A 26,534-nucleotide genomic window follows, 5' to 3' on the forward strand; every position below is an offset into this window, starting at 1 on the left:
TTTTTAGTCTACATGCATTACTTAGAATTTAATTGCAGATTTGTCAAATTAAATTGCGATTCCCAGAATTTAATTGCACTTTCAGCTCTGATATTATTCAACACTACTCATCTCTTAAATGAAAATAGGAGGATCCCAATAAATGAATCCTCCTGCTTTTATTTATTCTGTAATTACCAGATTTGTATTTGTCTTATTAAATTTAGAAATAAAACTTTTATTTATATGAGAATCAGTAATGATATAATCAATTTTTTCAAGCGGTGCTATGTGAACAGTGACATTCTTACCGAATTTTGTGCTGTCAGCTGCAACATAATTAAGGTTGGATAACTCAATTATTTTCTTCCTTGTAAATGCCTCTTCTAAATTATAATCGGAAATTCCTTTTTCAATTGTAATTCCACTTGCGCATATAAACGTCTTTAGAATATTTAATTCGTTAAAATTAAATAAGTAATCGTACGTAACGACTGATTGTTCATTTCGTCTAATTTTACCGCCGATTATGATCAATTCAATCGAACTATTCATTAACTCATTGATGATTGGAATCGAATTCGTAACGACTGTTAAATTCTTTTTATCTTTAATATATTTCGCAATTTGTAGTGTAGTAGAGCCACTATCTAAATAAATACAATCTCCATCTTCAATGTGTTCAGCGCATTTGGCAGCAATCTTTTCTTTTTCCTCTAAGTGACTCACCATTCTTTCTTCCATTGATGATTCAAAAAACTTCGATTCAGCTATTTTTGCACCACCATATATTTTCTCTATTTTGCCTTGCTTTTCAAGTAAATTTAAATCTCTACGTAAAGTATCAGTAGATATATTTAGAGCTTCAGTTAGCTCAGTTATTTTTAATACGTTATTTACCTTTAATAAATCGATTATTTTTTGTTGTCTTTCAAGTGGAAACATAACCTCACCCATTCAGTAATTTAATGTTATTTGCTTACAGTTTAATTGAAATGAATACACATTTTCAATAGTAGAAATGCAAATGTTTGATTAAAAAAATGTAAATATGTGCACAAGTTATGCAAAACTTACGTATAATTTACATATTATTTACTTAAAAAGCTAATTGGATTTACATATGAATTTTATACTAAGGTTGTACTTAAGGAGGTGAACAGTTTGCTGAAACTACAAAACGTTAGCAAACAGTTTGATAAAAAAGTCGTATTATCTGATATAAATCTCGACATAAAAACCGGAGAAATCGTGTCATTACTAGGTCCAAGTGGAAGTGGAAAAACAACTTTACTAAATCTAATCCTAGGTCTAACGCAAATGGATCAAGGTCAAATAATATTCAATGATGTAGATATTACTAAAACGCCAATGAAAAATAGAGGATTCAATATTGTTTTCCAAGATTATGCACTTTTTCCTAACTTGAATTCTTATGAAAATATTGTTTATGGATTAAGGAATAAGAAAGGTCTTGTATCGGATCAAGAATTACAGGAATATATTGATTTCTTAGAATTAAAGCCTCATTTAAATAAGAAAATAGGAGAGTTATCTGGGGGTCAGAAACAAAGAGTTGCTCTTGCTAGAACATTAGTAACGAAGCCAAAAATTTTACTATTAGATGAACCTTTAAGTGCGCTAGATGGCGTCATAAAAGAATCAATTAAAGAACGAATTAAATCGATTGCAAGAGAATTTAAACTAACAACTATCATCGTAACTCACGATCCAGAAGAAGCATTAACATTATCAGATAAAATTTTAATTATTAATGAAGGTAAAATTTCACAATTTGGTACGCCAAGCGAAATCATAAACGAACCAAATAATCGATTTGTTGAAGAGTTTATATTAAAGCAACTTCAAATTAAGAGACATAATATTTACAACTTGTTTGGTGAGAAATATGCATAAAGTTAAACCGGAAATGCGAATTATTTATTTAGCAATATTCATATTATTTGTCTCATTTCTATTAGTACCATTAATCACATTATTTTATCGCTCATTCGAAACGGATTATGGTTTTGGAATTAATAATTATATAACAATACTGTCAGATAAAAACCTAGTACAAGCAATTGGAAATAGTATTAAGGTTTCTACTATTACTGCTTGTATCAGTACAGTCTTAGCTTTTATTCTGGCATATTCAATTAACTGTACGAAATTGATTCGACCTTTAAAAGGATTTATGAAAGTCGTTATTCTCATTCCAATGTTACTTCCAACGATCACATATGGATTTGCGATTATTTATTCCTTTGGTCAACAAGGTTTAATTACAAAATTAATAGGAAAAAATCTATTCGAAATTTATGGATTTAATGGATTACTAATTGGATATGTAATTTATACATTACCAGCTGCATTTCTATTAATTAATAATTCTTTTAAATATATTGATAAAAAATTTATGGTTGTTTCTGAATTGATGGGTGACGGACCATTTAGAAGCTTCAAAAATACAATTATTCGCCCATTACTTGGAACGCTTGGTGGAGCTTTTGTTCTTTCCTTTATTTTAAGCTTCACAGATTACGGTATACCGGCTTCTGTGGGTGGTACATATTACGTTGTAGCTACCCAGCTATATCAAGTTATGCTTGGATCAATTCCTAATTTTAATAATGGTGCAGTTATTGCAGTATTGATGCTAGTTCCAGCTGTATTTGGTGTTTTATTGCTAAACTATCTTGAAAAATTCAATTTTCATTATGATAAGTTTACAAACGTTGAAATGATTTCCAACAAGGTTCGAGATATTTGTTTCGGGATCATTTCTACAATCATTTTAGTTGGTATTCTTTCAGTATTTGCAGTAATGTTCATCATACCATTTTTTATTAGTTATCCATTTAAATTAACTTTTTCGCTACAACATTTCGTAGATGCTTTTCAATCTACAGATTTAATTGGAGTTTATAAAAACTCGTTATATGTTTCAGTAGTAACAGCAATTCTAGGAACTCTTGTTGCATATAGCTCGGCACTATTAAATGTGAGAACAGCTATAAAAAGTAAATCTAAGCTAGTCATTGATTTAATTTCGATGCTAACAAACACTGTTCCAGGAATGGTTTTAGGTTTATCGTATTTACTATTTTTCAATAATAGTAGTTTAAAAGGAACATTTGCAATTATCATTCTTTGCAACATCGTTCATTTCTTTACTACACCATATTTATTAGCGAAAAACTCATTATCTAAAATGAATCCTGGTTGGGAGACAACTGGAGAATTAATGGGGGATTCCTGGTTTAAAACAATTTACAGAGTTGTCTTACCGAACTCTAAGTCAACAGTTTTTGAAATGATTAGTTACTATTTTATCAATTCAATGGTAACGGTAAGTGGGATCATATTCTTAATAACAGCTGAAACTTCTTTAGTTGCAAGCAAAATAAAAGAACTTCAGCACTTCCAAAAATATGATGAAATATTTGTATTATCGCTATTAATCTTTTTTACGAACTTAATCGTTAAATTCATTTGCGACTATTTTCAACGGAAAAGTGTTATTCAGGGATAATCAATAATTTATAAAAAATTAAAATAAGAGAGGTTATTTCAAATGTTTAAGAAATTCAAAGGGATTGTGTTGTCATTATTCGCATTATGTTTAGTTTTTTCATTAACTGCATGTAATAGTTCTAAAACAAATGCCTCAGGAAAAGTTGTTATTTATACGAATGGTGATGAAGAAGCCATTACATCAATGGAAAGTGCATTGAAAAAAGCAGGTTATGAAGGAAAATACGTATTCCAAACATTTGGTACTTCTGAATTAGGTGGAAAACTTATGGCTGAAGGCGATAAAATCGAGGCAAATTTAGTAACAATGAGTTCATACTTTTTAGACAGTGCTCAGGAAAAACACAATATGTTTGAAGACTTAACATTTAAAACAAATTCTTTAGAGAAATATCCTTCATTTTATACACCAATTTTAGCTAACACAGGATCAATTTTTGTAAATACAAAAGTAATGAAAGAAAAAGGCTTACCGATGCCAACATCAATTAAAGATTTAGCAAAACCAGAATTTAAAGGTTTAGTATCAATTCCAAATATCATGGATTCTTCAACTGGATGGTTATTAATTCAAGCGATTATTACTCAGTATGGTGAAGTAGAAGGTAAAACAATTTTACATGATTTAATCGCAAACTGTGGTCCACATTTAGAGAGCTCAGGTTCAGGTCCAATTAAGAAGGTAGAAGCTGGAGAAGTTGCAGCAGGTATCGGATTACGTCACCAAGCAGTGTTAGATAAAAATTCAGGTTTACCAATTGACTACGTAGATCCAACAGAAGGAAACTTCTCACTAACTGAATCAGTTGCAGTTGTTAAAAAAGATAAGAAATCAAATGAATTAGCAATGAAAATGGCAGAAGTAATTATTAAAGATGCTCGTAAAGATTTAATTAAAAATTACCCAGTTGCTTTATACAAAGGCGAAACCGTTAGCGACGAGCATAAACCAGCTCATTCTATGAAATTTAGTCAACCATTAACAGTTAAATTATTAGAAGAGCACCAACAGTTCTTTAATGCAGCAAAATAATTACTAAGGGGATGAAGGTTATGAAAAACTATAAATTACTTACACCAGGTCCATTAACAACTACAAATACGGTCAAAGAAGAAATGCTCTTTGACCGATGTACTTGGGATAACGATTATAAAGAAATAACACAAAAAATTAGAACACAACTTCTAGAGTTGGCAAATGCTTCAGAAGAAGATTATACAGTTGTTTTAATGCAAGGCAGTGGTACATTTTCAGTTGAATCAGTTATAAGTTCATCAATCTCAAAAAATGACAAAGTATTGATTGTAACGAATGGAGCTTATGGTGAACGTATTGTAAAAATGGCTAAGTATATTGGGCTTAATTTCGTTCAATATAGCATTGCATATGATGAGCTACCTAAAGAAGAAGAGTTAAGAGATATTATTGAAAAAGATTCAGCTATTACTCACATCGTAATGGTTCATTGCGAAACAACAACTGGAATTTTAAACCCAATTGAAATGGTCGCCGATCTTTCAAAAGAATATAATAAAACATTAATTATCGATGCAATGAGTAGCTTTGGTGGCATTGAAATTGATATTCAAAAACTGGGGATTGATTACTTAATTAGTAGTGCTAATAAATGTATTCAAGGAGTACCAGGATTTGGATTTGTTATAGCAAAACTAAATAAGCTCGTTCAGTGTGAGGGAATTGCTCGAAGTGTATCTTTAGATTTATTCGATCAATGGAAGGAAATGGACAAGGATGGAAAATGGAGATTTACTTCTCCAACGCATGTTGTTGCGGCATTTTCAAAAGCGATTGATGAGTTAATTGAAGAAGGTGGCATTTCAGCTAGGTATGCTCGCTACAAGAATAATAACCGCGTTTTAAGAATGAGACTGAAAGAAGTGGGAATCAACGCTTATATTTCTGAGGAAAATCAATCGCCAATTATTACAACCTTTTTATTTCCAAGTGAACAGTTTAGCTTTGAAAACTTCTATTATTTCATAAAAGAAAAAGGATTTGTCATCTATCCTGGTAAGCTAACAGATGCTGATACATTCCGTGTAGGAAATATTGGAGAAATTTATGAAGAAGACATCCAAAGTTTATGTAATATTATTGAAGAATATATGGGAGTGGTGACAAAATGAATAAAGTAGAAGGAATTATTTTAGATTGGGCTGGTACTACAGTTGACTTTGGATGTTTTGCGCCAGTAAATGTGTTTATCGATATTTTTAAAAATGCTGGAATTGAAGTAACAATGGAAGAAGCTCGTGCACCAATGGGGATGTTAAAAATCGATCATATTCGTGAAATGCTTTCAATGCCTAGAATTTCTAAGCTTTGGATTGAAAAATATGAGAGACCATTTAATGAACAAGATGTGAATATACTATACGCAAACTTTGAGCCAGCTTTAATGGCTTCACTATCTGATTATGCAGATCCGATTCCTGGAGTAATCGAAGTAGTGCAAGAATTAAGGAATAAAGGTCTTAAAATAGGATCAACAACAGGATACACAAATAAAATGATGGATGTAGTCGTTCCAAATGCTGAGATTAAAGGCTATTATCCAGACTTCTATATTACTCCTGACGAAACAAATTCATTTGGTAGACCGTATCCATATATGATTTACCGTAACATGGAAGCATTAAAGTTAACAGCTCCATGGAAAGTCGTGAAAGTTGGCGATACAATTTCAGATATTAAAGAAGGTATTAATGCAGGTGTTTGGTCTGTCGGCGTCATTATCGGAAGTTCAGAAATGGGACTTAGTTTAGAAGAGTTTAGTAGCTTAACAGATAGTGAGAAAGAAGCAATCATATCAAAAACTGAACAATCATTTAGAAAAAATGGTGCAGATTTTACAATTAAATCAATGAGTGAATTGCCTATGTTAATTGACAAAATTAATGATTTAATTGTAGAAGGTAAGAAAGTAACATGTTAAATACTCATTTGAAAAGAGAGGGCGATATTAACTCAAGCCCTCTTCGCACGGAATGGATGGATCAATTAAATCAAATTAGTCGAGAAGTCATTCAAGAGGATGCAAAGGTTTTTGCAAGACAATCAATGTCTACGCCTTGTCTTAATGGAATTGTCGATGCTAATGGAAGTTATCTAATTGGTGTGAATGGAGACAAATATTTAGATTTTCATGGAAATAGCTCACATCAAGTTGGCTATAAAAATCCATATGTAGTTGAAGCAATCAAAAGACAAGTTGATGAACTCCCATTTATTCCAAGAAGGTTTACGTCTGAGATTGTCATTAAGGCAGCTAATGCATTAGTAAATAAAACAACTTCAAAAGATTACAAGGTTCTATTTACCCCATCTGGGAGTGCAGCTTTCGGACTAGCCCTAAAAATTGCGCGAAAGGTGACTGGACGTCATAAAGTCATTTCGATGTGGGAATCATTTCATGGAGCTGGTTTAGATGCCATTTCAGTTGGTGGAGAATACGTCTTTAAAAAGGATATGGGCCCTCTTATGCCGGGTACATTAAAAGCGATTCCTTTTAATGGATATCGTAATCTATTAAAAACTGACTCACATGAAGAAATAGCGAATTTTTGCTTGGACCATATTGAATATATGATTGAGCATGAAGGAGAAATTGGAGCAATTCTATTAGAACCAATTCGGGCAACTGATACACATATACCAACAAAATCTTATTTTAAGAGACTAAGAGAGATGTGTGATCGACATGGCATTCTATTAATTTTTGATGAAGTTCCGACAGCTCTAATGAGAAGTGGTACATTTTATGTTCATCAAAAATTTGAGATTGAGCCAGATATTCTAGTTCTAGGAAAAGGTTTAGGTGGAGCGGTAATACCTCAAGCGGCTGTACTAGCTCGTACAAAATACGATGTTGCCGAAGAAATATCGCTTGGACATTATACACATGAGAAACCGTCATTAGGTTGTGCAGCGATTTGTTCAACAATTGAGTATATAGATGACTACAACTTGGAAGAGAATTGCCGAATACAATCCGAATACGTAAAGTTAAAATTAGATGAACTTTATGAAAAGTATGAGAGAATCGGTGATATTCGAATTGCGGGTCTATTAATCTCAATTGAGTTAGTAAAGTCTCGCGATACAAAAGAAAAGAATGATGAATTAGCCGAAAAAATTCTTTATTATTGTTTAAATAATGGACTTTCATTTAAGCTTTCTGGAGGCAATTGTATAACATGGTATCCACCTTTAATTGTAACTAAAAGTGAATTAGAGTTTGCTGTGGGCCTTCTTGAAGAAGGGTTGAAAAGGTTTAGTTAATTCTTAGTGTAGCTAAAATTCTATTAATGAGTTTAGCTGCACTTTTATTGTTGGAACAAAAAGGGACATATAAAATCTGAGAATCGCAAATAATTTCTAGTGCTGCAAATAAGTCTAATAGAACAGCAAAATAACGAGTCCAACAGTGCGAATAAATGGTGAAATGCTGCAATTAAACTGCTATCTGCAAATAAAATCTGAGAATCGCAAATAATTACTGGTGCGGCAAATAAGTTTAATAGAACATCAAATAAAGAGTCCAACAGTGCAAATAAATGGTGAAATGCTGCAATTAAACTGCTATCTGCAAATAAAATCTGAAAATCGCAATTAAAATTGGAGAAACTGCAATTAAAAACAGAGAATCGCAAAAAATTAATAATACTGCAATTAAATTCCAAGGAACCGCAAATAAACTTATATGTTACCCATACTGGTAGGGGTATTATAAGTTGGGAATCGTGTAAAAGTAGTATCTTTCTAATGGTAAACTAGCAGAACTGTTCATTTACTAACTAAACCGAATAAAAATCTGCTAATCATCTATAAAAAAGATTAATCAGTCCAACTACAAATGATAAGTACCCCAGAGATACCCCCTCATAGTTATGGCTACAGAATTCTGAACTATTTACGATTAAAAAGGGGCACCCAAGAGTCAGTTAACCTGACTTATGAGACAGCCCCATATACAATCGTATTATTTTAAAATTATTTCACCAATCCGCCTCTTAACTTAGTGACGCCAAATTCTAAATAACATTTTAAACAGCTAAGCATAAATACCCAGCCTTCTTTATTATCGATTAAATGATGAACATATTCTGGGTTGCTTTCATTAAAGCCTTCTTCCACGACTTCAATAATTGTGTTATTTTGATCTTGTTCATTTAATGTAATCGTTACGATATTTCCTTCTTCTGTAGGTCCCCAAGCAAACACAATCTTCTTATTTGACTCAATCTCGATGACTTTAATTTTACCTTCTGCATTGTAAAGATCGTATTTTAGAGTAATGACTTTTCCTTCTTCCCATCGCTCAGAGCTAGAAGAAAACCAAAAGTTACCTATTTTAGTTGGATCAACAAATGCCTCAAATATGTCTTTTGCTGGTTTGAAAATATTAAACTTAGTCACATTATTCATTTAAGTATCAGCCCACTCTCAATTAATTTCATATGTATCATCATTGTCCTTACAAACTTATTTTAAACTGTTATCTCTTAATTGTGAATATTGAGTCGTAATATTCAGATAATACTCTTTTGATTTTAATGGAAAAATAAAATTTAGTAAGATATTGATAAAAATAATAAACGATTACGCTAAAAAGGATAGGCGTCTGCCTATCCCAATTGATACTTTTAATATCGATCCGATTCATGACCCATGTTTTTAGCTTTGTCAGACGCGACATCAGCTGCTTCAGTGCTAGTGTGTTCAGTTTGATTACTATTCGCTTTTTCTAAACCTTCACGCACTCTGCGTCCATATTCTTCATCCGCTTTTGTAAAATAACCAACCATCGTTTCTTGGATATGAGGCTTACATATTTTTAGTGCATCGACTAAATTTGAAATTAGTTCACTTTTTTCAGTTTCGTCGAAAGCACGGTAAGTATTACCAGCTTGGATAAAGTCATTAGGTCGGTCAATTTTTTGTCGTACTAATTTATTATTGTACGCGGGTTCATGATCTTTTCCATTCTTTGGCGCCTCTTTTAATCCACCTAGTGATGAAGGTTCATAATTCACATGTGGGTTTTGACCTGGCGCTGCGTCAACTTTATATTCCATTTGCCCATCACGTTGATTTGTTGCTACATGATTTTTTGGTGAATTAACTGGTAATTGTAAGTAATTTGTTCCAACTCGATATCGTTGTGTATCTGAGTACGAAAAAGTACGACCTTGAAGTAATTTATCATCTGAAAAATCCAGTCCGTCAACTAGAACACCAGTCCCAAATGCAATTTGTTCAACTTCTGCAAAATAGTTTTCTGGATTTTTGTTTAATACCATTTTTCCAACTGGTAAAAAAGGAAACTTTTCTGGATCCCATAGTTTTGTAGGATCCAGTGGATCAAAATCAAGTTCTGGATGCTCATCATCACTCATGATTTGTACACATAATTCCCATTCTGGATAATCGCCTTTCTCAATCGCCTCGTAAAGGTCTTGAGTTGCATGATTATAATTTGTAGATTGGATTTCATCTGCTTCACGTTGTGATAAATTTTTTATTTCCTGTTTTAGCGGTTCCCAGTGGTATTTAATAAGAACTGCCTCGCCATCTTTGTTTACCCACTTATATGTATTAACACCGGACCCTTGCATTTGTCGATAGTTAGCTGGAATTCCCCATGGTGAAAAGAGAAATGTAACCATATGAGTGGATTCTGGTGTTAGATGAAGAAAGTCAAACATTCTTTCAGGATCAGGAAGATTTGTTACTGGATCTGGTTTAAATGAGTGAACCATATCTGGAAATTTTAAAGGATCACGAATAAAAAAGATTTTTAAATTATTACCGACTAAATCCCAATTTCCATCTTCAGTATAAAACTTTGTAGCGAAACCACGTGGATCACGTAAAGTTTCAGGAGAATGTCCACCACCTACAACTGTGGAAAATCGAACATACACAGGTGTTTTTTTCCCCTTCTCTTGAAATAATTTTGCTCTAGTATATTTAGAAATTGCGTGATCACCTACTTTTCCATAGGCTTCGAAATACCCTTGTGCACCGGCTCCACGAGCATGCACAACACGTTCTGGAATTCGTTCACGATCAAAATGAGAGATTTTTTCAAGAAAGTCATAGTTTTCTAAAGTTGTTGGTCCACGATTCCCAACGGTTCTCACGTTTTGATTATCTGTTACTGGATGGCCTTGCCGATTAGTCAATATTTCTTCATTATTCTCTTGATTATCCATAGTTTTCCTCCATTCATACAAATACAAAATTTAGAATGTCCATAAATTTGGAACGATATGCAAATTTTTCCAATTAGGTGTATCGACTCAAAACAACCGAAAAGTTTACAATTTGGATACATTTTATGGCTAATTTTGAAACATTGATTCAATATTATTGAGATGTAAAGTGAGAGGAGGAATTTAAAATGAAGAAAAAATTATTAAAAGCTTTTGTATCAACTATGGCCTTATCTGGCGCATTATTAGTTTCAAATGGTGTAACAGCCGGGCCGACACATGTTAGTGCTGCGGTTTTAAATGCTCCGATTAGTGTATATGAGGTAACTGCAAGTGTATTAAACGTACGAAGTGCTCCAAATACAAGTTCAAAAGTAGTAGACACTTTAAGAAAGAAAGATCAAATTGAGATAGTAAAATTCTATAATGCTAGCTGGGCACAAATTAAAACAACAACTACTAAAAATGGTATAGCTTATGTAAATACTAAATATTTACAAAAAGTACCAACTACTGTTACAACAAAAGCTAATTTAAATTTACGTACAGGTCCAAGTACGAAATATAAAGTTCTAACAGTGATACCAAAAGGTGCAAAAGTCAGTTTCCTTGGTTATCAAACTGAAGGAAAAACTCAAATCGATTATAAGTGGGCAATTGTTTCTTACAATGGTAAAAAAGGATTTGTGAGTACTAGTTATTTAAATATGAAGTAATCTAGTGAAATACCATCAATAAGATTATCTTAACTCTGAGTTAGTTGTTTCATTAATCTATTCCCCCCAAAAAAAGAAAGTGAGCTAAAAGCTCACTTTCTTTCAGTGTGTTAAATATAAAATGTTCAATTGGGAAAGAGGACATTAAATTGAGCTTATTCTGATGAAATAATCATTTTTTGGATGATTTATTAATGGATTTAAATGTTAATATTTTCAGCAATTTCTTGATTCCAATAATCACTAGTAATGATTTTTTCAGAAATTAAAAATATTAATTAAAAAAACAAATTCAGTTGATTAGTTTAATTAAAGTTTGATATTAATTGATCTACAATCTGATTAATATACAACTGTTAAGTTACTCTAAGTAAAAGGCTATTTGATTTGGATTTTATTGCAGACTTTTTTTGATGAACAAGTTGATTGGAGCGGAGGGGTGCTCGACTCCTNNGCGAGCATCCTGTAGTGGAAATCAACATCACACTACTCCTTTTACGAAAATTTGGTGATTCGATTGACAAGGTTGTTTTTCAACAGCATGAAGAAAGTGAGCTAAAAACTCACTTTCTTTTTTTGACCTAATAAGGAAGTTCCTTATAAGCTAACTTATTAATAATCTCTTTATGTTCTGGGTATTTATTATGTAATTGCTCTTGGGTAAATAATTCAAAGTCTTTAAAATCAAATCCAGGTGAAACCATACAGCCTACTAATGAAAAAGTATTTTCTTCCATAACTGATGAACCGAATATTGAATTTTTCGGTACTAAATATTGAGGAACTTCTCCATTTTCTAAATTAAGTCCTAATTTTATTTCTTCGTATTGACCATTCTCATGTATAACATGAACAGTTAATGAACTTCCTGCATGGAAATACCATAATTCGTCAGACTTTAATCTGTGAAAATGAGAAATATCATGTGATTGTAGCAAAAAATAGATACTAGTATAAAGCAATCTATGATCATCATAATTTACCGTTAATTCACGATCAGATATTTGCTCCTTTGATTGATAGGTAGATTTGTAATATCCCCCTTCTGGATGTGCTACTAGTCCAAGTTTAGAAATCCAATATTCTGGATTATTGTTAAACATTTTATCAATCCTTTCTATTACTTCTCCCATCATATTACCTTAATTTTTGTTAATTCTATGAAAAATATGTTGAAAATTTAAAAAAGGTGGTCTTATAAATTAATTGGTAGAATTTATTGAAAATGTACAGAATTTTCCCAATATACAATTTAATAGAAATAGATTACATTAAACTTATTAAATGAAAAAATATGGAGCGGAAGTTCGATGTTTAAAAAAGGGATCTTATATTTAGTGGCAATTTTTACGATTTCGGTCATTATTAACCAAACAATTTTGTCTAATGATGAAAAACCGAAAGTTAAATTTGAGCTAGCAGATAAAACAATTCCATATAAAATAGCAAATTATTCTTGGGGAAAATTATTAGATAAAGATCAATCAACAAATGGTACATATAAAAATATTCAAGAAGAAGTAGCTATTACAGCATTCGAAGGACAGTTTCTAAAGATATATTTTTCAGAACAACCCGAAAATGTGGAAATATTAGAGCACAGTGGGACTAAAAAAGCATACATTTATGACCACAATTTAAATAACTACGGAAGTTACTCATTCCAACTTGGATCTAAAAAAGGAGAAATAATTTATGAAGTAAAAGGTATCTGGAAGGGGAATAATTATTTTACTTATTTGATAAAGGTAAAAGTTATCTAAAAATAAAAGCATTACTTCAAAAAAGAAAGTAATGTTTTTTATTTCCACTAATTTTTAGTAACGATTAATTTCGAAAAAAAGTATAAATGAGGTATAATATTAAATGGTAAATGTTTGGCGAAAGTCAAATACATAGTAAATTAAACGTAGATTTAAAGTTGAAAGAGAGTGGAACAAGATGGGTCGTAAATGGAATAATATTAAAGAGAAGAAAGCTTCAAAAGATGCAAATACTAGTCGTATTTATGCAAAGTTTGGACGTGAAATATATGTAGCTGCGAAGCAAGGTGAGCCGGATCCAGAATCAAACCAAGCTTTAAAAGTTGTACTAGAGCGTGCGAAAACTTATAGTGTACCGAAACATATAGTTGATCGTGCGATTGAAAAAGCAAAAGGTGGTTCTGAAGAAAGTTTTGATGAGCTTCGTTACGAAGGTTTCGGACCAAATGGATCAATGGTAATTGTTGATGCACTTACTAATAATGTAAACCGTACAGCTGCAGAAGTTCGTGCTGCATTTAGTAAAAACGGTGGTAACCTTGGAGTAACAGGTTCAGTATCATATATGTTCGATGCAACGGCTGTAATTGGACTTGAGGGGAAGACTTCTGATGAAGTTCTTGAAATCTTAATGGAAGCAGATGTAGATGTTCGCGATATCTTAGAAGAAGACGACGCTGTAATTGTTTATGCTGATCAAGACCAATTCTATGCAATACAAGAAGCGTTTAAAAACGAAGGTATTACGGAGTTTACAGTAGCTGAATTAACAATGTTAGCGCAAAATGATGTAACTCTTCCAGAAGATGGTCTTGCAAAGTTCGAAAAAATGTTAGACGTTCTTGAAGATATAGAAGATGTTCAACGTGTTTACCACAATGTAGATTTAGGTGAATAGTAGCTTAGCAACAATAAATAGAATGAATTAAGATAAACGTGTTCATTTAGATGAATTAATTTTCATCTGTATGAACGCGTTTTTTGTTTTTTTTGATTAAGCATTTGGCCAGGATTACTCTTAGAATTTATTTAATCCATAATTGCCAAACAGGAAAATATGAATAGTACAGAGAATAGTATTGTTAGTCAATAATTGCTAAAGGATTTCGAATATTATATTCAATTTGAGGAGATCTATACAAATGGATAAATTATTAAAAAACGGGTACAAAGCATTTAAGTACGCGGCTCTTAGAATTGGTGTATTTTTGTTAGTTTTAGCAACTCCAGTAGGTATTTTAATGAGCTTTAATGCTAATGCTGACGAGCGACAAGAACAAGAAATAAATTATTATGAACAATCCGTTGGTGAGAAAGGATTGAAGTTAGAGGAGCAACGAAGAAATTCAGTCATACAAATTAAAAATAGCTCAACAGGCTTTGAAACCATTGCTAGCTGTGATGCGGACTCAAACTCGGAATGTGAATAAAATTATACTTAGAGTTGAGGTAATACATATTCTTGATTTTAATTATGGAGGAGTAAATTATGGAAGAGACGATTAATCAAAATAGCTTCACTCATAGGGAGCTTGCTGCTTCATGTTTTAATAAAGTGTGGGATTTACTTGAATTAGAAAATAGATCTCAAAGTGAAACAGAGGAAATGGTTCATTTATGTCATAGCTCATTTTGGCATTGGACAAAAGTAGAGAGCCATACACCAAGAAATATATCGATCGGATATTGGCAATTGTCACGAGTGTATGCTGTTATAGGGCAAGGGGAAACGGCTTTAGATTACGCAAAAAAATGTGTGAAGATTAGTTTAGAAGCAGAAGTAGAGCCATTCTACATAGCATATGCATATGAGGCTTTATCAAGAGCGTATGCAAAAATAAATCAGTCTACTGAAAGCTTAGCTGCTAAAACTAAAGCGTATGATTATGTAAAAGAAGTAAAGTTTGAAGAAAGTAAAGATATGTTGCTAAAAGATTTAGATACAATTTAATCGAATTTGTTTTAGTAATTAGGCTAGTTGATTTGGGAAGAAACTACAGATGACTTAAAAAGGAGAGCTCAAAGTCAGAGTACTTTTGAGTTCTCCTTTTTTGTATAAATTTTTTGGCGAAAATGCATAGATTAAAGGAAGGAAAAAAGATTAAATACATAAAAAAACCACAAGGAAAAAAATTATCACCTAGTGGATTTTCTTCATTTATAACGGTCTTTATTGAGAACGTTTTTTTAGATAACTTTTAAATCGTATATACTTGAAATGACCCATTTATTTTTTATTTTAACAAGATCCATTGTTACATTACATATATTTCTACCGTTTTTATATTTTCCTTCAGGCTTTATCCCGTCAACAAATGTTATTTCGTATTTTATATTTACCGTTGTTTTTTGATCTTTCTTATTTAAATGAATGACAGATAAATTATCACCGATGAATTTTGCATCAATTACGTTAGACATTATCTTAGTAAAGTAGTAAGAGTGATTGCTGATTTTTAATGAATCTATTACAACAGAGTTATAAATCTCAACATCTTTCCACTTTAAAGCTGTAATGTAGTTTCTTACAGAATTTTGAACATTTTGTTCAATTATGAATTCTGTAGATGCTTCATCGTCCAATCTCTTCTGTTTTTCTTTTTCAATAGATTGTTTTAATGTTAATATAATAATGATGGATATTCCAATAATTACCAAATATAAAATGAGTGGTTTTTTTGTCATATAGGACCTCTACGAGTATAAATTAATTTGGACGATTACTAGCTTGAATTTATTAAATTACTTGATGGCTTGAAAACTAGAAACAATGTTTAAATTATTTATAAAAATAAAAATGGCTTTAATCAAAAAAATCGCAAGATGTAATGATTACATCTTGCTTTAAAACTGGTTATTAAATGGGGGTGCATTTAAAAAATACTAATGAAGTTATTAGTCGTTAGTATCGTTTAATTGCTTGTACTAAAATCATATCATTCTGTTTGACTTTTTTGTATTGGGAAAATTTTTTGAATATAATTTGTCTGAAAAAAAACGAAAAAGTATATTAATGTGTCGGAAAATCTAATAAAATTTAATTATTAAGAGAAAATTAAAAATATTAATATAAGAAATTAATAGTTTCTAGTCATATAAATATCTATTTTAAATAAAGGTGAACAGGAGATTTTATTATGGATTATGGCATGATGATCTTTCATCATCGAAAAAAATTAGGATGGACCCAGGAGAAATTATGTGAAGGAATATGCTCTGTTTCACATTTAAGTAAAATTGAAAACGGTACAAAAGAGGCTGGTATAGAAACGATTGAATTGCTTTTAAAAAAGATGCGAGTTGAAATAGATGCAAATGATAGTATAGATGAAGTGACGGGTCAACTTAAACGATTATGGAATTCAATCGAACGAGCTGACTATGATTCTAGTAAAATACTGTTTGAAGAATTGATTGGTAAAGAGGAAAGTATAAATTATACTAATATATCAAATGATTTTTGTATTACAATTTGGAGATATTATATTTTTGTTGAAGATCTTAAAATGGCAAAGAAAAAATGGAAACAACTTGAGGTAAAAAAGAAGAAATTTTCCCAATATGAAACGATAAAATATTTGTTTACACTATCAATATATTACATAAAAGAAAAGAGATATAATGACTCTCTTCTAGTAATGGATGAAGTACAAGAAATTACGCCAAACCTCGAGATAGATTTCCAGGAATATTGCTTCTATAGAGCTTTAGTATATAGCTTTATTAATCAGACTTCCTTATCTATGTATTTTTGTAATAAAGCAATTCCTATTTTTCTACAAAATAATAATATTAAACGGATCCTTGATGCAAAAATGTTACTTTCACTTCAATTAATTAAGAGCAAGTTATTAGATCGAGCCGAGCAATTTCTAATTGAAATACTAGATTCTTCTGTCATATTAAGTGATAAAACAATACATATGAGTGCTTTACATAATTTAGGCTATTTATACTACCATTCTAATCAACATAAGAAAGCAATTAAATATTACCAAGAATATTTATCTAATATTCAAGAGGACACAGAAGAGTATTTTTTGGTCATTTCAAACATCGCGAATAATATGATGATTATAAATGATTACGAGACGGCTACTAAGTTGTTATGTAAGAATCTCTCTAAAATAAAGGATAAAAGTAGTGCATCCTTTATTCGAATGAAGGTTTTATTACTAGAAGCAAAAAAGGACGAAGCAAATTTAGTTACATATTTACGTGAAGTTGGCTTGCCATTATGGGCTCAAACCAATGATCATGAAAAATTAATTAAATACTATGATCTTGTTACAGAATACTATGAAAAACACGAATCGTTAGAAAAACAAAACATGTTATATAAAGAATACAATAGCACGCTATTAAAAATGATCGAAAGCAGGAAATAACATGATGAAAAGACTATTCAACATTATAACAATATTGTGTTTGTTCACTGTACTATCTATTAATTACGGTCCTAATTTAGTTTCTGATGGTTCGGAGACCTCAATTGTTTCAGATGATTTAGGAACACAACTTTATTCGGATGAAATTGATCAAAGTGAGTCTACAGATGATGGGTTCCAACCATATGATCGATCTAATCGTTCATATGCAGATGAGCCAATTCATCCTAAGGTAGAAAAATTATTATTTATTAGAACTAGATAAATCTATAAATAAGTATCATACATTTTGTGTGGTACTTTTTTTATTAGGAGGTTGGAATGCTGTGTCCTTTGAACAATGTTATAAAGTGTATAAAAGTATGAAGGATTTTAATAAAGGATGGTATATAGCTGGTGGATGGGCAATTGACCTTTTCATAGAAAAACAAACGAGAAATCACCATGATATTGAAATAGCCATTGCGCGTAAGGATCAACTATATCTTAAAGAATATTTACATAACTGGACGTTTAATAAAGTCATTAAAGGGGAATTATCAACTTGGGAGAATGAATATTTAGAGCTACCTACTCATGAAATACATGCCAAAAATGATAAGACAAAAGATGAATTAGAAGTTTTATTAAATGAAATCGAGTTAAATGATTGGAAGTTTAGAAGAGATGAATTGATTACTTGTAAGCTTGACAGATTTTATCGTGTTACAAATGAGGGGATTCCTTACTTGAATCCAGAAATAGTGCTTTTATATAAGGTTAGAAATACAAGAGAAAAAGATCATCAGGACTTTAAAAACGTGAAAGATTATTTGTCCTTTCACAGTAAAGCATGGTTACGTGAAGCAATCTTGATACATCAACCTAATCATGAGTGGCTTGAAGATTTAATATAAAAAGTTGTAGGAGTGAGCATAGATGGAAGTATTGATTAGACCAGTAGAAATAAATGATGCTAAGGCACTTCATCGCATATGCACCCAAGAAAATGTTTTTCCATATATGATATTTCTACCTAGTATGCGAGTAGACATGATGGAAAATAGAATTAGAAACTTACAAGCAAACGAATATGAATTTGTCGCAGAATGTAATGGAGATGTAGTAGGGTTAGTTGGTTTAGTGCAAAGAACAGGTCGCAGGTCTCATGTGGGAGATTTATTTATCGCAACTGATGGAAATCATCATAATAAAGGAATTGGAAAAGCATTGCTTACGAGAGTATTAGATTTGGCAGATCATTGGTTAATGTTAGAAAGAGTAGAGCTAGGAGTATTGGAGACAAATCCTAAGGCACAAGCGCTATATGAAAAGTTTGGGTTTAAAGTTGAAGGTGTTAAAAGAGGGAATATAAAAGCAAATGGGCAATTTGTTAATGAAATAATGATGTGCCGATTTAGGCCAGGTGGTCCGATTCAATAATAGTTAGTAATTGCATAAAATCAGTTTCGATTTGGGGAGTTAAACAGACTTAAATCAAAACGTATGATATGAGCTAATTCATTAGATGAGTGAAGTAAAAATGAAAAATATTTGTACATAAAATTGGACCGGGCAGTAATTACCCGGTCTTTCCTACTTTTAAGTAGTTTAGTATAGGCTATTCACTTCATTAGCAGCCCGTATACCAGACTCAATTGCACCTTGAATCCAAGCGTGGGACCTTGAAGTATGTTCACCTGCAAAGTGTAATCTGCCTTCAGGAAAAGAAATATAAGAATTCAGTTCTTCTTCTTGCCCCGGTTCAAAAAATGTAAAGGCACCAACAGAAAATGGATTTTGACTCCAGCTAAAGGACGTTCCAGTTACAAATTCAGAATAAACTTGGTTCCCCCAAATCTTAGACAAATCCCTTAAAGCATAATGAATACGCTCTTCTTCAGTTAAGGCACTCAATGTTAGCGCCTCATCTGCCCACGTATAGCTTGCCTTGACAACTGCTGGACCTGAGGTGCCAATTCCAGTACTAGGATAGAGTGAAAGTCTGGTAGGCAAATCGGTTGTAGACATACCACCGAATTGACCATATTTCTCCCAAAATCTACTTTTAAATTCAATTCCAATTTTTGTTGCAGACATGTAGTTTATTTCGCGAATTGCTTTTCGTTTGTAATAAGAAATCGAATGAAATGGTTCAATTTCCACAAATCTTAAGAGTGAAAATGGTATAGCTATAATGGCAAGGTCTGCGTTCATAATGTATTGGTTTGCAGTTGTATTGTCAGTTGTTTGGATTGTTAGGGAATTACCATTTTGAATAATTTTAGTCAGTTTATAATTTAATAGTATATTATCCTTTAATTGAGGAAGAAACGCTTTAGGTAAAAGATCCATTCCACCTGTTATTTCATAAAATTTCGTTGCCGATTTAAAAGTGACCTGTTCCCTCAATACTTCTAAAAAGGACATTCCCATAAATGCTTCAAAATCAAGGAGCACCCCAATCATATCAACTGCACCTACAGAAAAGTACGAATTTAAAAAAGAACCAAATGAAATATTACCATACCTTTTTTCGACTATTTCCCAATTAGTCGATTGATTTTGGTTAATAAAATTGATAAATGGCTGTAAAGCTTGGTCCAATAACACATCTGAAGTTTTTCCTTTTTCGTTTGGTGCTACTGGATAATTTAATATATCAGGATTGCTTTTATAGTTAGTTTGATTTGTTTTTATTCCATTTGCATAAATGATATCGTTTCGGGTTTCATTAATAAATTCATTTACTGGCAAATTGAATTTTCTAATATACTCTAAAGTTAAATGATGAACATTTGGGATTCGTAATGGACCAGCATTTAAATAGAGCCCATTACTAAACGGAGCACGTAAAGTATAAGCACGACCACCAATTCGATCATTTGCCTCAATAATTGTGACATGGTGTCCTGCATTCTTTAATAATGAAGCTGCGGTCAAACCAGCCATTCCAGCGCCTACGATAATTACTTTTTTTGAGGATTCAGTTTTTCTAAGGCCGTTTTGAATGATTGAAATCATTTGATCAGTTGTTAGTGGAGAACTTGTCATATATTCTCCTCCTTTACAATTCCTTCATTACATTTTATTCGCATTCAAGAGAACGTATGTAATTGATTTGAATTTGAAGGTATGACTAGTTTCAGTTGGAATTATAAATCATTTTATTAACAATTAAAGGAGAATACTGTCTAAAAATCTAATAATTATTAATGGATACCTCGTACTTTATTTACTTTCATACTTTGGTCGTAGACAGATTGATACTGCAGGATGTTATCTAGATTTTTTAATTTCCATAAAATGTGATTATTAGAAGTTTTTAATTGGAGGTTAAAAAATGAAAAAATTTATTATTTCTGCTTTATTAATGATTACCTCGGTATTCGTTCTTGCGAGTTGTTCAATTTTTAACAATGAAAAGGTAAAAGAAGAAACTGTTTCTATTCATAAAGATCAAGCTAAAAAATTGGATGTTAGTTTAGATTTAGGTGCTGGAATCATGAATGTTTCTAAAGGTACAAAAAATTGGGTAGACGGAACGATCGAATATAACAATAAATATTTTAATCCGAATGTATCATATAAGCTCAAAGATTCCACGGGAGAAATAAGAATAGATCAATCTAAAAAGCATTTTCCAAAAGTGAAAATTGGTAAATTAAAGAATGAATGGAATTTGAAGCTTTCGAATAAACTTCCGATTGATTTAGATGTTAATACTGGCGCATCAAAAACAAATCTTGATTTACGTGGACTGAATTTAAATGAATTAGAGATCGAGGCTGGAGTCGGGGAGCTTAATGTTAATTTAGGTGGAAACTGGAAAAAAAGCTTCGAAGCAAATATTGAAACAGGGGTTGGAAAAACGACCATCGTGTTACCTTCTGATGTGGGTGTAAAGATAAATTTAAGTAAGGGAATTGGCAAAACGAATGTAATCGATTTAATTTCAAAAGGAAATGGTGTTTATGTTAATGAAGCGTATGAAAACGCTGATGTTAAATTAACAATAAATGTAGATTTAGGTGTAGGAGAGGTAAACTTTAAAGTAGATTAATATAAAATCAATTTGAAAGTAATAGAAAAATAGTTTCATAAAAACTTTTATCTCTAAGGAGGAATTCAATGCTAAAAAATGCAGTTGAATCAGTTATTGATTGTATGGCATCAGGTAAGGGGATGTCTGATATACAAAGAATACAAACAGAACATCGTTTTAAATTAGTTGAGTTTTGGAATATAGAAAAGGGTAGTAAAGTATTAGAGATAGGCTGTGGTCAAGGAGATACGACGGCCGTTTTAGCATATATTGTCGGGGATAATGGATTTGTTCATGGAATCGATATTGGCCCACCAACATACGGCAGTCCAGTTTCATTAGGAGATTCAGCGGACTTCCTATTACAATCCAATTTAGGTAAACAACTAAAGATAGAATTTGAAATTGATATATTATCACCAACTGTTGATTTCCATGAAGATGAGTTTGATTATATTGTAATGTCTCACTGCTCATGGTACTTAAAATCACATGAAGAATTTACTGCAGTCTTAAAAAAGATTAAAAAATGGGGTAAAAAATTATGCTTTGCCGAATGGGATACAAGAATTAGCTCAATTGAGCAGTACCCGCATTTACTATCTATTTTAATTCAAGCTCAGTATGAGTCATTAAAACAAAACAGTGAATCAAATATTCGCACCCTTTTTACTCCAAATGATATGAAAAATATTTGTAAAGCTTCAGGGTGGAACATAATGAATGAAACATCTATATTCTCTCCAAAATTACAGGATGCTAGATGGGAGATTAATAAGACTTTGGCGGATATCGATATTGAACTCAATAATTTTGAAAATATGCCTAGTAAATTAAATGGACTAATTCGATCAGAAGTAAAAATGCTAGAAGAGTCTATTACTTCCAATGAAATCAAACCTTTATCGATATTTGCATTTGTAGCGGAATAAAACTTTAAAATCAAAAATGAAAAAGCATCTAGATTCTAGATGCTTTTTTTACTATTGAGGATGATAATTCCTTTGATAAATGTATGGATAGCTTGGATAGTAATATGGAAACAAGTATATTGATACAACGGAAGAAAGTGGGACAGTGACCTTTTTATATATTCGGTATCTAGGGAGAAAAGTTTCGCCGCTGTTTTGTCTTACTTCAAAAAAACGCGATTCCGGTGCGGCGAGGTCTTCAGGGACGAGTAATTCCGCGCTACTCGAATTGTTATCTAATAAAATTCCTTCTAATAAAGCTCTTTCAGAAGTTTGAAACACTACATGGCATAGTTTATATTTTTTGCATTTATCTTGCATATTTCGAATATGTGGGTGTTCCATGAAATCCCTCCCATTTGTACTCATTACTAAATGTATGATTTCAGATAAAGGACTAGAATATTGTCCAAACTAATTAATGATAAGAACAATGAAAAAAAAGAACAAGATGTTTCCAAGATGTAAATTTTTTGCATTTAAAGTAAAAACGTTTAGTAATTCAGTACCGAGCAATCTATAATTTTTCTAAGGAAATATTAAAAATCCAAAAATAAAGTTTAAGTAAATAAAACTAAAAACATAAATTATGAATTTAGGTGAGGTAATTGCAAGGGAAAGTATTAATTGTAGATGATGAAAAAAGTATTGTAGATCCATTAACTTACGCATTTCGTAGAGAAGGGTTTATCGTAGAAAACGCATTTAATGGAAAAGAAGCATTAGATAAGATTCCAGATTTTAAACCAGATATTTTAATATCGGATATTATGATGCCTGTAATGAACGGTTTAGACTTATGTAAACAAATTGGAAATAAAGAAGGACTTGGCATTATTTTACTTACAGCTAAGGATGATATTATTGATCGAGTTTTAGGATTAGAGTTTGGAGCCGATGATTATATAACAAAACCGTTTGATATTAGGGAATTACTTGCTAGAACTAGATCTTTACTACGAAGATTAAAAAAACAATCAACACCTGATGAAAAAAAGAGCATTTCAATTAATAAGCTTCAAGTAATTCCTGCTCAAAGAAAAGTGACTGTTGATGGAAGCAATATAGAACTAACACCTAAAGAATTCGACCTTCTTGTTTTATTAATTTCAAATATGGATCGAATTTTTAGCAGAGATGAATTATTAGATTTAGTATGGGGAATGGAGTATATCGGTGGAACGAGAACTGTCGATATTCATATCCAACGTTTACGTAAAAAGCTTGGTAATTCTTATCAACATTTAATTCAAACTGTTTTTGGAGTTGGATATAAGATATCTAGTGAAACTAAATGAAACTAAGTATTAAAGTTAAATCGAGCTTGTTTTTAGCTATGCTATTAATTGGAACTGTCATTGTCTTAAGTATATTAGTCTTACAGGGGATAAAACAAAATCAGCAAAAACAAACTGAAGAAACACTTGCTAGGCAAAGTAAATTAGCAAATGTATATGTAAAGCAAGTTTATTTAAGTCAAACAACAGAAAATCCTCAAGATTTTTTTAAACAATATGGTCGGGAAATTGCTAGACAGATTGGGATTATTAGTAGTCTTCATGTGACAATTTTTAATATGTCTGGAAAAGTTGTAGGAGATTCTCTTCCATTAGAATCTACAAGAAATGTAAGGGATACATTAAGTTATGCGTTAAAAGGTAAGATTGCATATCAGGAGAGCGGTGATACATTATCTTATTTTGCACCAATTTATAATGCGAATCATCAAATTGGGGTAGTTCAGTTTGATTATTCATTAATTAATAGTAAGAAGTTTTATGATAATACAATTAAACTCTTTATTAAAATTGGTTTAATAACTACAATTCTTAGTTTTATCATTGGATATTTCTTTTTTAATTCTCTTGTTATGAGTATTTTAAAACTTAGAAAAGTAACGGAGGAAATCCAATTAGGAAACTATCCAGACCGTTCTACTTTAAGTCGAAAAGATGAATTGGGTTATTTAAGCCAAGCAATTTTCTACATGAGTAATGAAATTCAAAATAATATAAAAGGCATTCAACAAGAAAAGGAAAATCTGCAATTAGCTGTTGAAAAGCTTAAAGTTTTAGAAAAACAACAAAAGCAATTTATTGGATCGATTACACATGAGTTTAAAACCCCACTGACCGTAATTAGGGCTTATATTGATTTATTAGACATGTATTCAGATGATCCAAAATTATTAGAAGAAGCAATTAGTACAATAGGTAAAGAATCACTTCGTCTTTACGATATGGTTGAAAAAATATTAAAGCTAGCAGAGCTTGAAAAATATGACTTTGAAATTGTAAAAGAAAAAATTGATGTTTATTCCCTTTTAGAAGATCTCTGTTTAAGAATGAAAGGGAAAATGACTAAGTTTGGTTTATCTATCCGTACAAATTTTGAACACGCAACGATTCTTATTGATAAAGAAAGCTTTACATTAATCATTATGAATTTATTAGATAATGCCATTAAATATAATAAAACAAATGGTGAGATATACGTTTCGAATAAGATTGAAAATAATCGTTTAGTTATGAATATATCAGATACGGGTATTGGTATTTCTTCGGAATTAGTGGATAAAATATTTGAACCATTTTTTACTGTAAATAAAGATCGTTCTCGCCAATCAGGAGGATCTGGTTTAGGGCTTGCTTTAACAAAGGATTTAATTGAAAAGCAAAATGGTACGATTCGTGTTGAATCGAAAGAAGGTAGCGGATCAAATTTTATCATTACATTTCCGTTAGCGGAGTAAAAGTTTACAAATTTGAAACATGATATGTCAAAAATAGAAACATTCTAAACGTATCATAAAATTTGTACGAATGTAGGAAGGTGATGTGATGTATAAAAAGTACATGATTAAAGTATTTTTTCTAGTTAGTACAATACTATTAATATCTGGATGTCAAAGTCAAAATGAAGATATAGTAATTGAAAAAAAACATAAAAAGATTACTGTATTAACAGGAAATGAAGAGGTTGTAACAAACGAGTTAGCCCTTGAGAAAATAGATCGTTATGAGGGTATTCGCGGGACGGATTGGTTGGATGATCATACAATTTTAACTGAGCAAAAAAATACGAAATTACCAAAATCAGTAATGACAGATAATGGTGATTATACTTATCATATTAATTTATTCTCATATGATCTAAACACAAACAAATCAAAAGTATTAGCAAGTGAGGAGCATGATCAAGTAGGTGCCGTTATTTCACCTGATAAAAAGCATATTTTTTATAAGCAAACAGAGGATGGAAATTCTGGTACAGGATTTATTATAAATTCTGAAGGAACTGGGAAGGTTAAAGTGTCAGAGCCGGATACCATCTATGCATTTGCGACAGAAGGACGATGGATCGACAATCAGACTATCATTTATTCAACAATATTTCAGCAAATGTATTCAGCTGATTTAGATGGACAAGTAAAAAAGATTGATGCGAACTCTGATAAAGTTAATTTAATAAGGAAAAAATACAACGAGCAAAAAGTTGAATGGGTTATCCCATCACTAGATCAAAAGCAATTCGCTATTGTTAGAAAAATTACTCCAACCAAAAGAGAGTTGTTTATTACCGATGAAAATGGAAGAAAAACTGTATCGTTAGCTACTGGAACTCAAATTTTCGGTGCAGGTTGGTCGCCAAACTACAAAACATTAGCTTTTTCTGTAATTTCAGAAGATAAGGGAGAAAGAGGATTATTCGTGATCGATGTCAAATCTAGAAAGATAACACAATTATCGACTGATTTAGACGAGATTGCTGGGCCAATTACTTGGAGTCCATCCGGTAAAAAAATATTGGTTTCTAAAGTGATGTTAAAAGATAATCTAAATGAATTTGTGACTTATGTATTAACGTTGAAAAATTAAGAAACGAAATAGTTTCTCATATAGAAAGTGAGAGAAAAA

General features: G+C 31.5%; 26 protein-coding genes and 1 pseudogene. 20 read left to right on the plus strand and 7 right to left on the minus strand.

The features are described from left to right. Nucleotides 1-162: 162 nt before the first annotated feature. Complete coding sequence (locus tag COE53_RS18765) at nt 163-924, minus strand: DeoR/GlpR family DNA-binding transcription regulator (RefSeq protein ID WP_069033335.1); 762 nt, start codon at nt 922-924, stop codon at nt 163-165. Nucleotides 925-1,143: 219 nt separating this feature from the next. Here COE53_RS18765 and COE53_RS18770 point away from each other — a divergent pair, with 219 nt between their 5' ends. Genes COE53_RS18770 through pbfA form a run of 6 tightly spaced genes read left to right on the plus strand, consistent with a single transcriptional unit; the run spans nt 1,144 to nt 7,819 of the window. Continuing rightward, on the plus strand, nt 1,144-1,896 hold the full coding sequence (locus COE53_RS18770; protein ID WP_069033334.1) for an ABC transporter ATP-binding protein: 753 nt from the start codon (nt 1,144-1,146) through the stop codon (nt 1,894-1,896). After that, on the plus strand, nt 1,889-3,514 hold the full coding sequence (locus tag COE53_RS18775; protein ID WP_069033333.1) for an ABC transporter permease subunit: 1,626 nt from the start codon (nt 1,889-1,891) through the stop codon (nt 3,512-3,514). The genes COE53_RS18770 and COE53_RS18775 overlap by 8 nt, the downstream gene beginning before the upstream one ends. Before the next feature lie 42 nt (nt 3,515-3,556). Then, nucleotides 3,557-4,549, plus strand: coding sequence for an extracellular solute-binding protein (locus tag COE53_RS18780; protein ID WP_069033332.1), 993 nt, complete (start codon nt 3,557-3,559; stop codon nt 4,547-4,549). A 20-nt stretch (nt 4,550-4,569) separates the two neighbouring features. Continuing rightward, on the plus strand, nt 4,570-5,664 hold the full coding sequence (gene phnW / locus COE53_RS18785; RefSeq protein WP_069033331.1) for a 2-aminoethylphosphonate--pyruvate transaminase: 1,095 nt from the start codon (nt 4,570-4,572) through the stop codon (nt 5,662-5,664). Next, nucleotides 5,661-6,473, plus strand: coding sequence for a phosphonoacetaldehyde hydrolase (gene phnX / locus COE53_RS18790; protein WP_069033330.1), 813 nt, complete (start codon nt 5,661-5,663; stop codon nt 6,471-6,473). The genes phnW and phnX overlap by 4 nt, the downstream gene beginning before the upstream one ends. Next, complete coding sequence (gene pbfA, locus COE53_RS18795; protein WP_098948532.1) at nt 6,467-7,819, plus strand: (R)-1-hydroxy-2-aminoethylphosphonate ammonia-lyase; 1,353 nt, start codon at nt 6,467-6,469, stop codon at nt 7,817-7,819. The genes phnX and pbfA overlap by 7 nt, the downstream gene beginning before the upstream one ends. A 711-nt stretch (nt 7,820-8,530) precedes the next feature. Here pbfA and COE53_RS18800 read toward each other — a convergent pair. Both COE53_RS18800 and COE53_RS18805 read right to left on the minus strand, forming a co-directional pair. Next, nucleotides 8,531-8,965 carry an SRPBCC domain-containing protein gene (locus COE53_RS18800; RefSeq protein WP_069033328.1) on the minus strand — a complete coding sequence of 145 codons (435 nt, stop codon included), beginning with the start codon at nt 8,963-8,965 and terminating at the stop codon, nt 8,531-8,533. Between the two features lie 218 nt (nt 8,966-9,183). Then, a pseudogene (locus COE53_RS18805) lies at nt 9,184-10,746 on the minus strand (catalase); the annotation flags it as partial. 197 nt (nt 10,747-10,943) lie between these two features. Between COE53_RS18805 and COE53_RS18810 the strand changes: the two are divergent. Next, nucleotides 10,944-11,471 carry an SH3 domain-containing protein gene (locus COE53_RS18810; protein WP_069033326.1) on the plus strand — a complete coding sequence of 176 codons (528 nt, stop codon included), beginning with the start codon at nt 10,944-10,946 and terminating at the stop codon, nt 11,469-11,471. A gap of 581 nt (nt 11,472-12,052) precedes the next feature. On the opposite strand, the gene COE53_RS18815 is transcribed toward COE53_RS18810, so the two are convergent. Further along, nucleotides 12,053-12,574 (minus strand): cupin domain-containing protein, encoded by a 522-nt coding sequence (locus COE53_RS18815; RefSeq protein ID WP_069033357.1) that lies wholly within the window; start codon nt 12,572-12,574, stop codon nt 12,053-12,055. 207 nt (nt 12,575-12,781) lie between these two features. Here COE53_RS18815 and COE53_RS18820 point away from each other — a divergent pair, with 207 nt between their 5' ends. The 4 genes from COE53_RS18820 to COE53_RS18835 all read left to right on the plus strand — a co-directional run bounded on the left by COE53_RS18820 (nt 12,782) and on the right by COE53_RS18835 (nt 15,185). Continuing rightward, nucleotides 12,782-13,234: a hypothetical protein gene (locus tag COE53_RS18820; RefSeq protein ID WP_069033324.1), complete on the plus strand. Its 453-nt coding sequence runs from the start codon at nt 12,782-12,784 to the stop codon at nt 13,232-13,234. A gap of 178 nt (nt 13,235-13,412) precedes the next feature. Then, nucleotides 13,413-14,132 carry a YebC/PmpR family DNA-binding transcriptional regulator gene (locus COE53_RS18825; protein WP_069033323.1) on the plus strand — a complete coding sequence of 240 codons (720 nt, stop codon included), beginning with the start codon at nt 13,413-13,415 and terminating at the stop codon, nt 14,130-14,132. A gap of 244 nt (nt 14,133-14,376) precedes the next feature. Beyond that, nucleotides 14,377-14,664, plus strand: a complete 288-nt coding sequence (locus COE53_RS18830) for a hypothetical protein (RefSeq protein WP_069033322.1) — start codon at nt 14,377-14,379, stop codon at nt 14,662-14,664. Nucleotides 14,665-14,723: 59 nt separating this feature from the next. Further along, nucleotides 14,724-15,185 (plus strand): hypothetical protein, encoded by a 462-nt coding sequence (locus COE53_RS18835; protein ID WP_069033321.1) that lies wholly within the window; start codon nt 14,724-14,726, stop codon nt 15,183-15,185. Nucleotides 15,186-15,421: 236 nt separating this feature from the next. Here the strand turns inward: COE53_RS18835 and COE53_RS18840 are convergent, their stop codons facing one another. Next, on the minus strand, nt 15,422-15,919 hold the full coding sequence (locus COE53_RS18840; protein ID WP_069033320.1) for a hypothetical protein: 498 nt from the start codon (nt 15,917-15,919) through the stop codon (nt 15,422-15,424). Nucleotides 15,920-16,371: 452 nt separating this feature from the next. Between COE53_RS18840 and COE53_RS18845 the strand changes: the two genes are divergently transcribed. From COE53_RS18845 to COE53_RS18860, 4 genes are all read left to right on the plus strand, one after another. Further along, nucleotides 16,372-17,622: a helix-turn-helix domain-containing protein gene (locus COE53_RS18845; protein WP_069033319.1), complete on the plus strand. Its 1,251-nt coding sequence runs from the start codon at nt 16,372-16,374 to the stop codon at nt 17,620-17,622. A gap of 1 nt (nt 17,623) precedes the next feature. Then, complete coding sequence (locus COE53_RS18850) at nt 17,624-17,887, plus strand: hypothetical protein (protein ID WP_091024260.1); 264 nt, start codon at nt 17,624-17,626, stop codon at nt 17,885-17,887. A gap of 61 nt (nt 17,888-17,948) precedes the next feature. Next, nucleotides 17,949-18,518, plus strand: a complete 570-nt coding sequence (locus COE53_RS18855; protein WP_069033317.1) for a nucleotidyltransferase domain-containing protein — start codon at nt 17,949-17,951, stop codon at nt 18,516-18,518. A gap of 22 nt (nt 18,519-18,540) precedes the next feature. After that, a complete protein-coding gene (locus COE53_RS18860; RefSeq protein WP_069033316.1) occupies nt 18,541-19,044 on the plus strand; it encodes a GNAT family N-acetyltransferase in 504 nt (167 codons plus the stop codon). Between the two features lie 168 nt (nt 19,045-19,212). Here COE53_RS18860 and COE53_RS18865 read toward each other — a convergent pair whose 3' ends face one another. Then, complete coding sequence (locus COE53_RS18865; protein ID WP_098948533.1) at nt 19,213-20,655, minus strand: flavin monoamine oxidase family protein; 1,443 nt, start codon at nt 20,653-20,655, stop codon at nt 19,213-19,215. 289 nt (nt 20,656-20,944) lie between these two features. Here COE53_RS18865 and COE53_RS18870 point away from each other — a divergent pair, with 289 nt between their 5' ends. Then, nucleotides 20,945-21,664: a toast rack family protein gene (locus COE53_RS18870; RefSeq protein WP_069033314.1), complete on the plus strand. Its 720-nt coding sequence runs from the start codon at nt 20,945-20,947 to the stop codon at nt 21,662-21,664. A 68-nt stretch (nt 21,665-21,732) separates the two neighbouring features. Continuing rightward, nucleotides 21,733-22,578, plus strand: a complete 846-nt coding sequence (locus COE53_RS18875; protein WP_098948534.1) for a class I SAM-dependent methyltransferase — start codon at nt 21,733-21,735, stop codon at nt 22,576-22,578. Between the two features lie 51 nt (nt 22,579-22,629). Here COE53_RS18875 and COE53_RS18880 read toward each other — a convergent pair whose 3' ends face one another. Then, nucleotides 22,630-22,962 (minus strand): hypothetical protein, encoded by a 333-nt coding sequence (locus COE53_RS18880; protein ID WP_091024263.1) that lies wholly within the window; start codon nt 22,960-22,962, stop codon nt 22,630-22,632. Nucleotides 22,963-23,225: 263 nt separating this feature from the next. On the opposite strand from COE53_RS18880, the gene COE53_RS18885 reads away from it, so the two are divergent. From COE53_RS18885 to COE53_RS18895, 3 genes are all read left to right on the plus strand, one after another. Then, nucleotides 23,226-23,915 carry a response regulator transcription factor gene (locus COE53_RS18885; protein WP_069033311.1) on the plus strand — a complete coding sequence of 230 codons (690 nt, stop codon included), beginning with the start codon at nt 23,226-23,228 and terminating at the stop codon, nt 23,913-23,915. Next, on the plus strand, nt 23,912-25,369 hold the full coding sequence (locus tag COE53_RS18890) for a sensor histidine kinase (RefSeq protein WP_069033310.1): 1,458 nt from the start codon (nt 23,912-23,914) through the stop codon (nt 25,367-25,369). Before COE53_RS18885 ends, COE53_RS18890 begins: the two co-directional genes overlap by 4 nt. Nucleotides 25,370-25,457: 88 nt before the next feature. Then, a complete protein-coding gene (locus COE53_RS18895; RefSeq protein ID WP_098948535.1) occupies nt 25,458-26,495 on the plus strand; it encodes a TolB family protein in 1,038 nt (345 codons plus the stop codon). The last annotated feature ends 39 nt before the right edge of the window (nt 26,496-26,534 follow it).

It is taken from the genome of Bacillus sp. AFS029533 (genome assembly GCF_002585125.1).
In the GTDB taxonomy this organism is placed as follows: domain Bacteria; phylum Bacillota; class Bacilli; order Bacillales; family Bacillaceae_G; genus Gottfriedia; species Gottfriedia luciferensis_B.

Coding starts and splice junctions, on each gene's coding strand:
- COE53_RS18765 (WP_069033335.1), bottom strand. CDS start 924: ATGTTTCCACTTGAAAGACAACAAAAAATAATCGATTTATTAAAGGTA.
- COE53_RS18775 (WP_069033333.1), top strand. CDS start 1,889: ATGCATAAAGTTAAACCGGAAATGCGAATTATTTATTTAGCAATATTC.
- COE53_RS18780 (WP_069033332.1), top strand. CDS start 3,557: ATGTTTAAGAAATTCAAAGGGATTGTGTTGTCATTATTCGCATTATGT.
- phnW (WP_069033331.1), top strand. CDS start 4,570: ATGAAAAACTATAAATTACTTACACCAGGTCCATTAACAACTACAAAT.
- phnX (WP_069033330.1), top strand. CDS start 5,661: ATGAATAAAGTAGAAGGAATTATTTTAGATTGGGCTGGTACTACAGTT.
- pbfA (WP_098948532.1), top strand. CDS start 6,467: ATGTTAAATACTCATTTGAAAAGAGAGGGCGATATTAACTCAAGCCCT.
- COE53_RS18800 (WP_069033328.1), bottom strand. CDS start 8,965: ATGAATAATGTGACTAAGTTTAATATTTTCAAACCAGCAAAAGACATA.
- COE53_RS18810 (WP_069033326.1), top strand. CDS start 10,944: ATGAAGAAAAAATTATTAAAAGCTTTTGTATCAACTATGGCCTTATCT.
- COE53_RS18815 (WP_069033357.1), bottom strand. CDS start 12,574: ATGTTTAACAATAATCCAGAATATTGGATTTCTAAACTTGGACTAGTA.
- COE53_RS18820 (WP_069033324.1), top strand. CDS start 12,782: ATGTTTAAAAAAGGGATCTTATATTTAGTGGCAATTTTTACGATTTCG.
- COE53_RS18825 (WP_069033323.1), top strand. CDS start 13,413: ATGGGTCGTAAATGGAATAATATTAAAGAGAAGAAAGCTTCAAAAGAT.
- COE53_RS18830 (WP_069033322.1), top strand. CDS start 14,377: ATGGATAAATTATTAAAAAACGGGTACAAAGCATTTAAGTACGCGGCT.
- COE53_RS18835 (WP_069033321.1), top strand. CDS start 14,724: ATGGAAGAGACGATTAATCAAAATAGCTTCACTCATAGGGAGCTTGCT.
- COE53_RS18840 (WP_069033320.1), bottom strand. CDS start 15,919: ATGACAAAAAAACCACTCATTTTATATTTGGTAATTATTGGAATATCC.
- COE53_RS18845 (WP_069033319.1), top strand. CDS start 16,372: ATGGATTATGGCATGATGATCTTTCATCATCGAAAAAAATTAGGATGG.
- COE53_RS18850 (WP_091024260.1), top strand. CDS start 17,624: ATGATGAAAAGACTATTCAACATTATAACAATATTGTGTTTGTTCACT.
- COE53_RS18860 (WP_069033316.1), top strand. CDS start 18,541: ATGGAAGTATTGATTAGACCAGTAGAAATAAATGATGCTAAGGCACTT.
- COE53_RS18865 (WP_098948533.1), bottom strand. CDS start 20,655: ATGACAAGTTCTCCACTAACAACTGATCAAATGATTTCAATCATTCAA.
- COE53_RS18870 (WP_069033314.1), top strand. CDS start 20,945: ATGAAAAAATTTATTATTTCTGCTTTATTAATGATTACCTCGGTATTC.
- COE53_RS18875 (WP_098948534.1), top strand. CDS start 21,733: ATGCTAAAAAATGCAGTTGAATCAGTTATTGATTGTATGGCATCAGGT.
- COE53_RS18880 (WP_091024263.1), bottom strand. CDS start 22,962: ATGGAACACCCACATATTCGAAATATGCAAGATAAATGCAAAAAATAT.
- COE53_RS18890 (WP_069033310.1), top strand. CDS start 23,912: ATGAAACTAAGTATTAAAGTTAAATCGAGCTTGTTTTTAGCTATGCTA.
- COE53_RS18895 (WP_098948535.1), top strand. CDS start 25,458: ATGTATAAAAAGTACATGATTAAAGTATTTTTTCTAGTTAGTACAATA.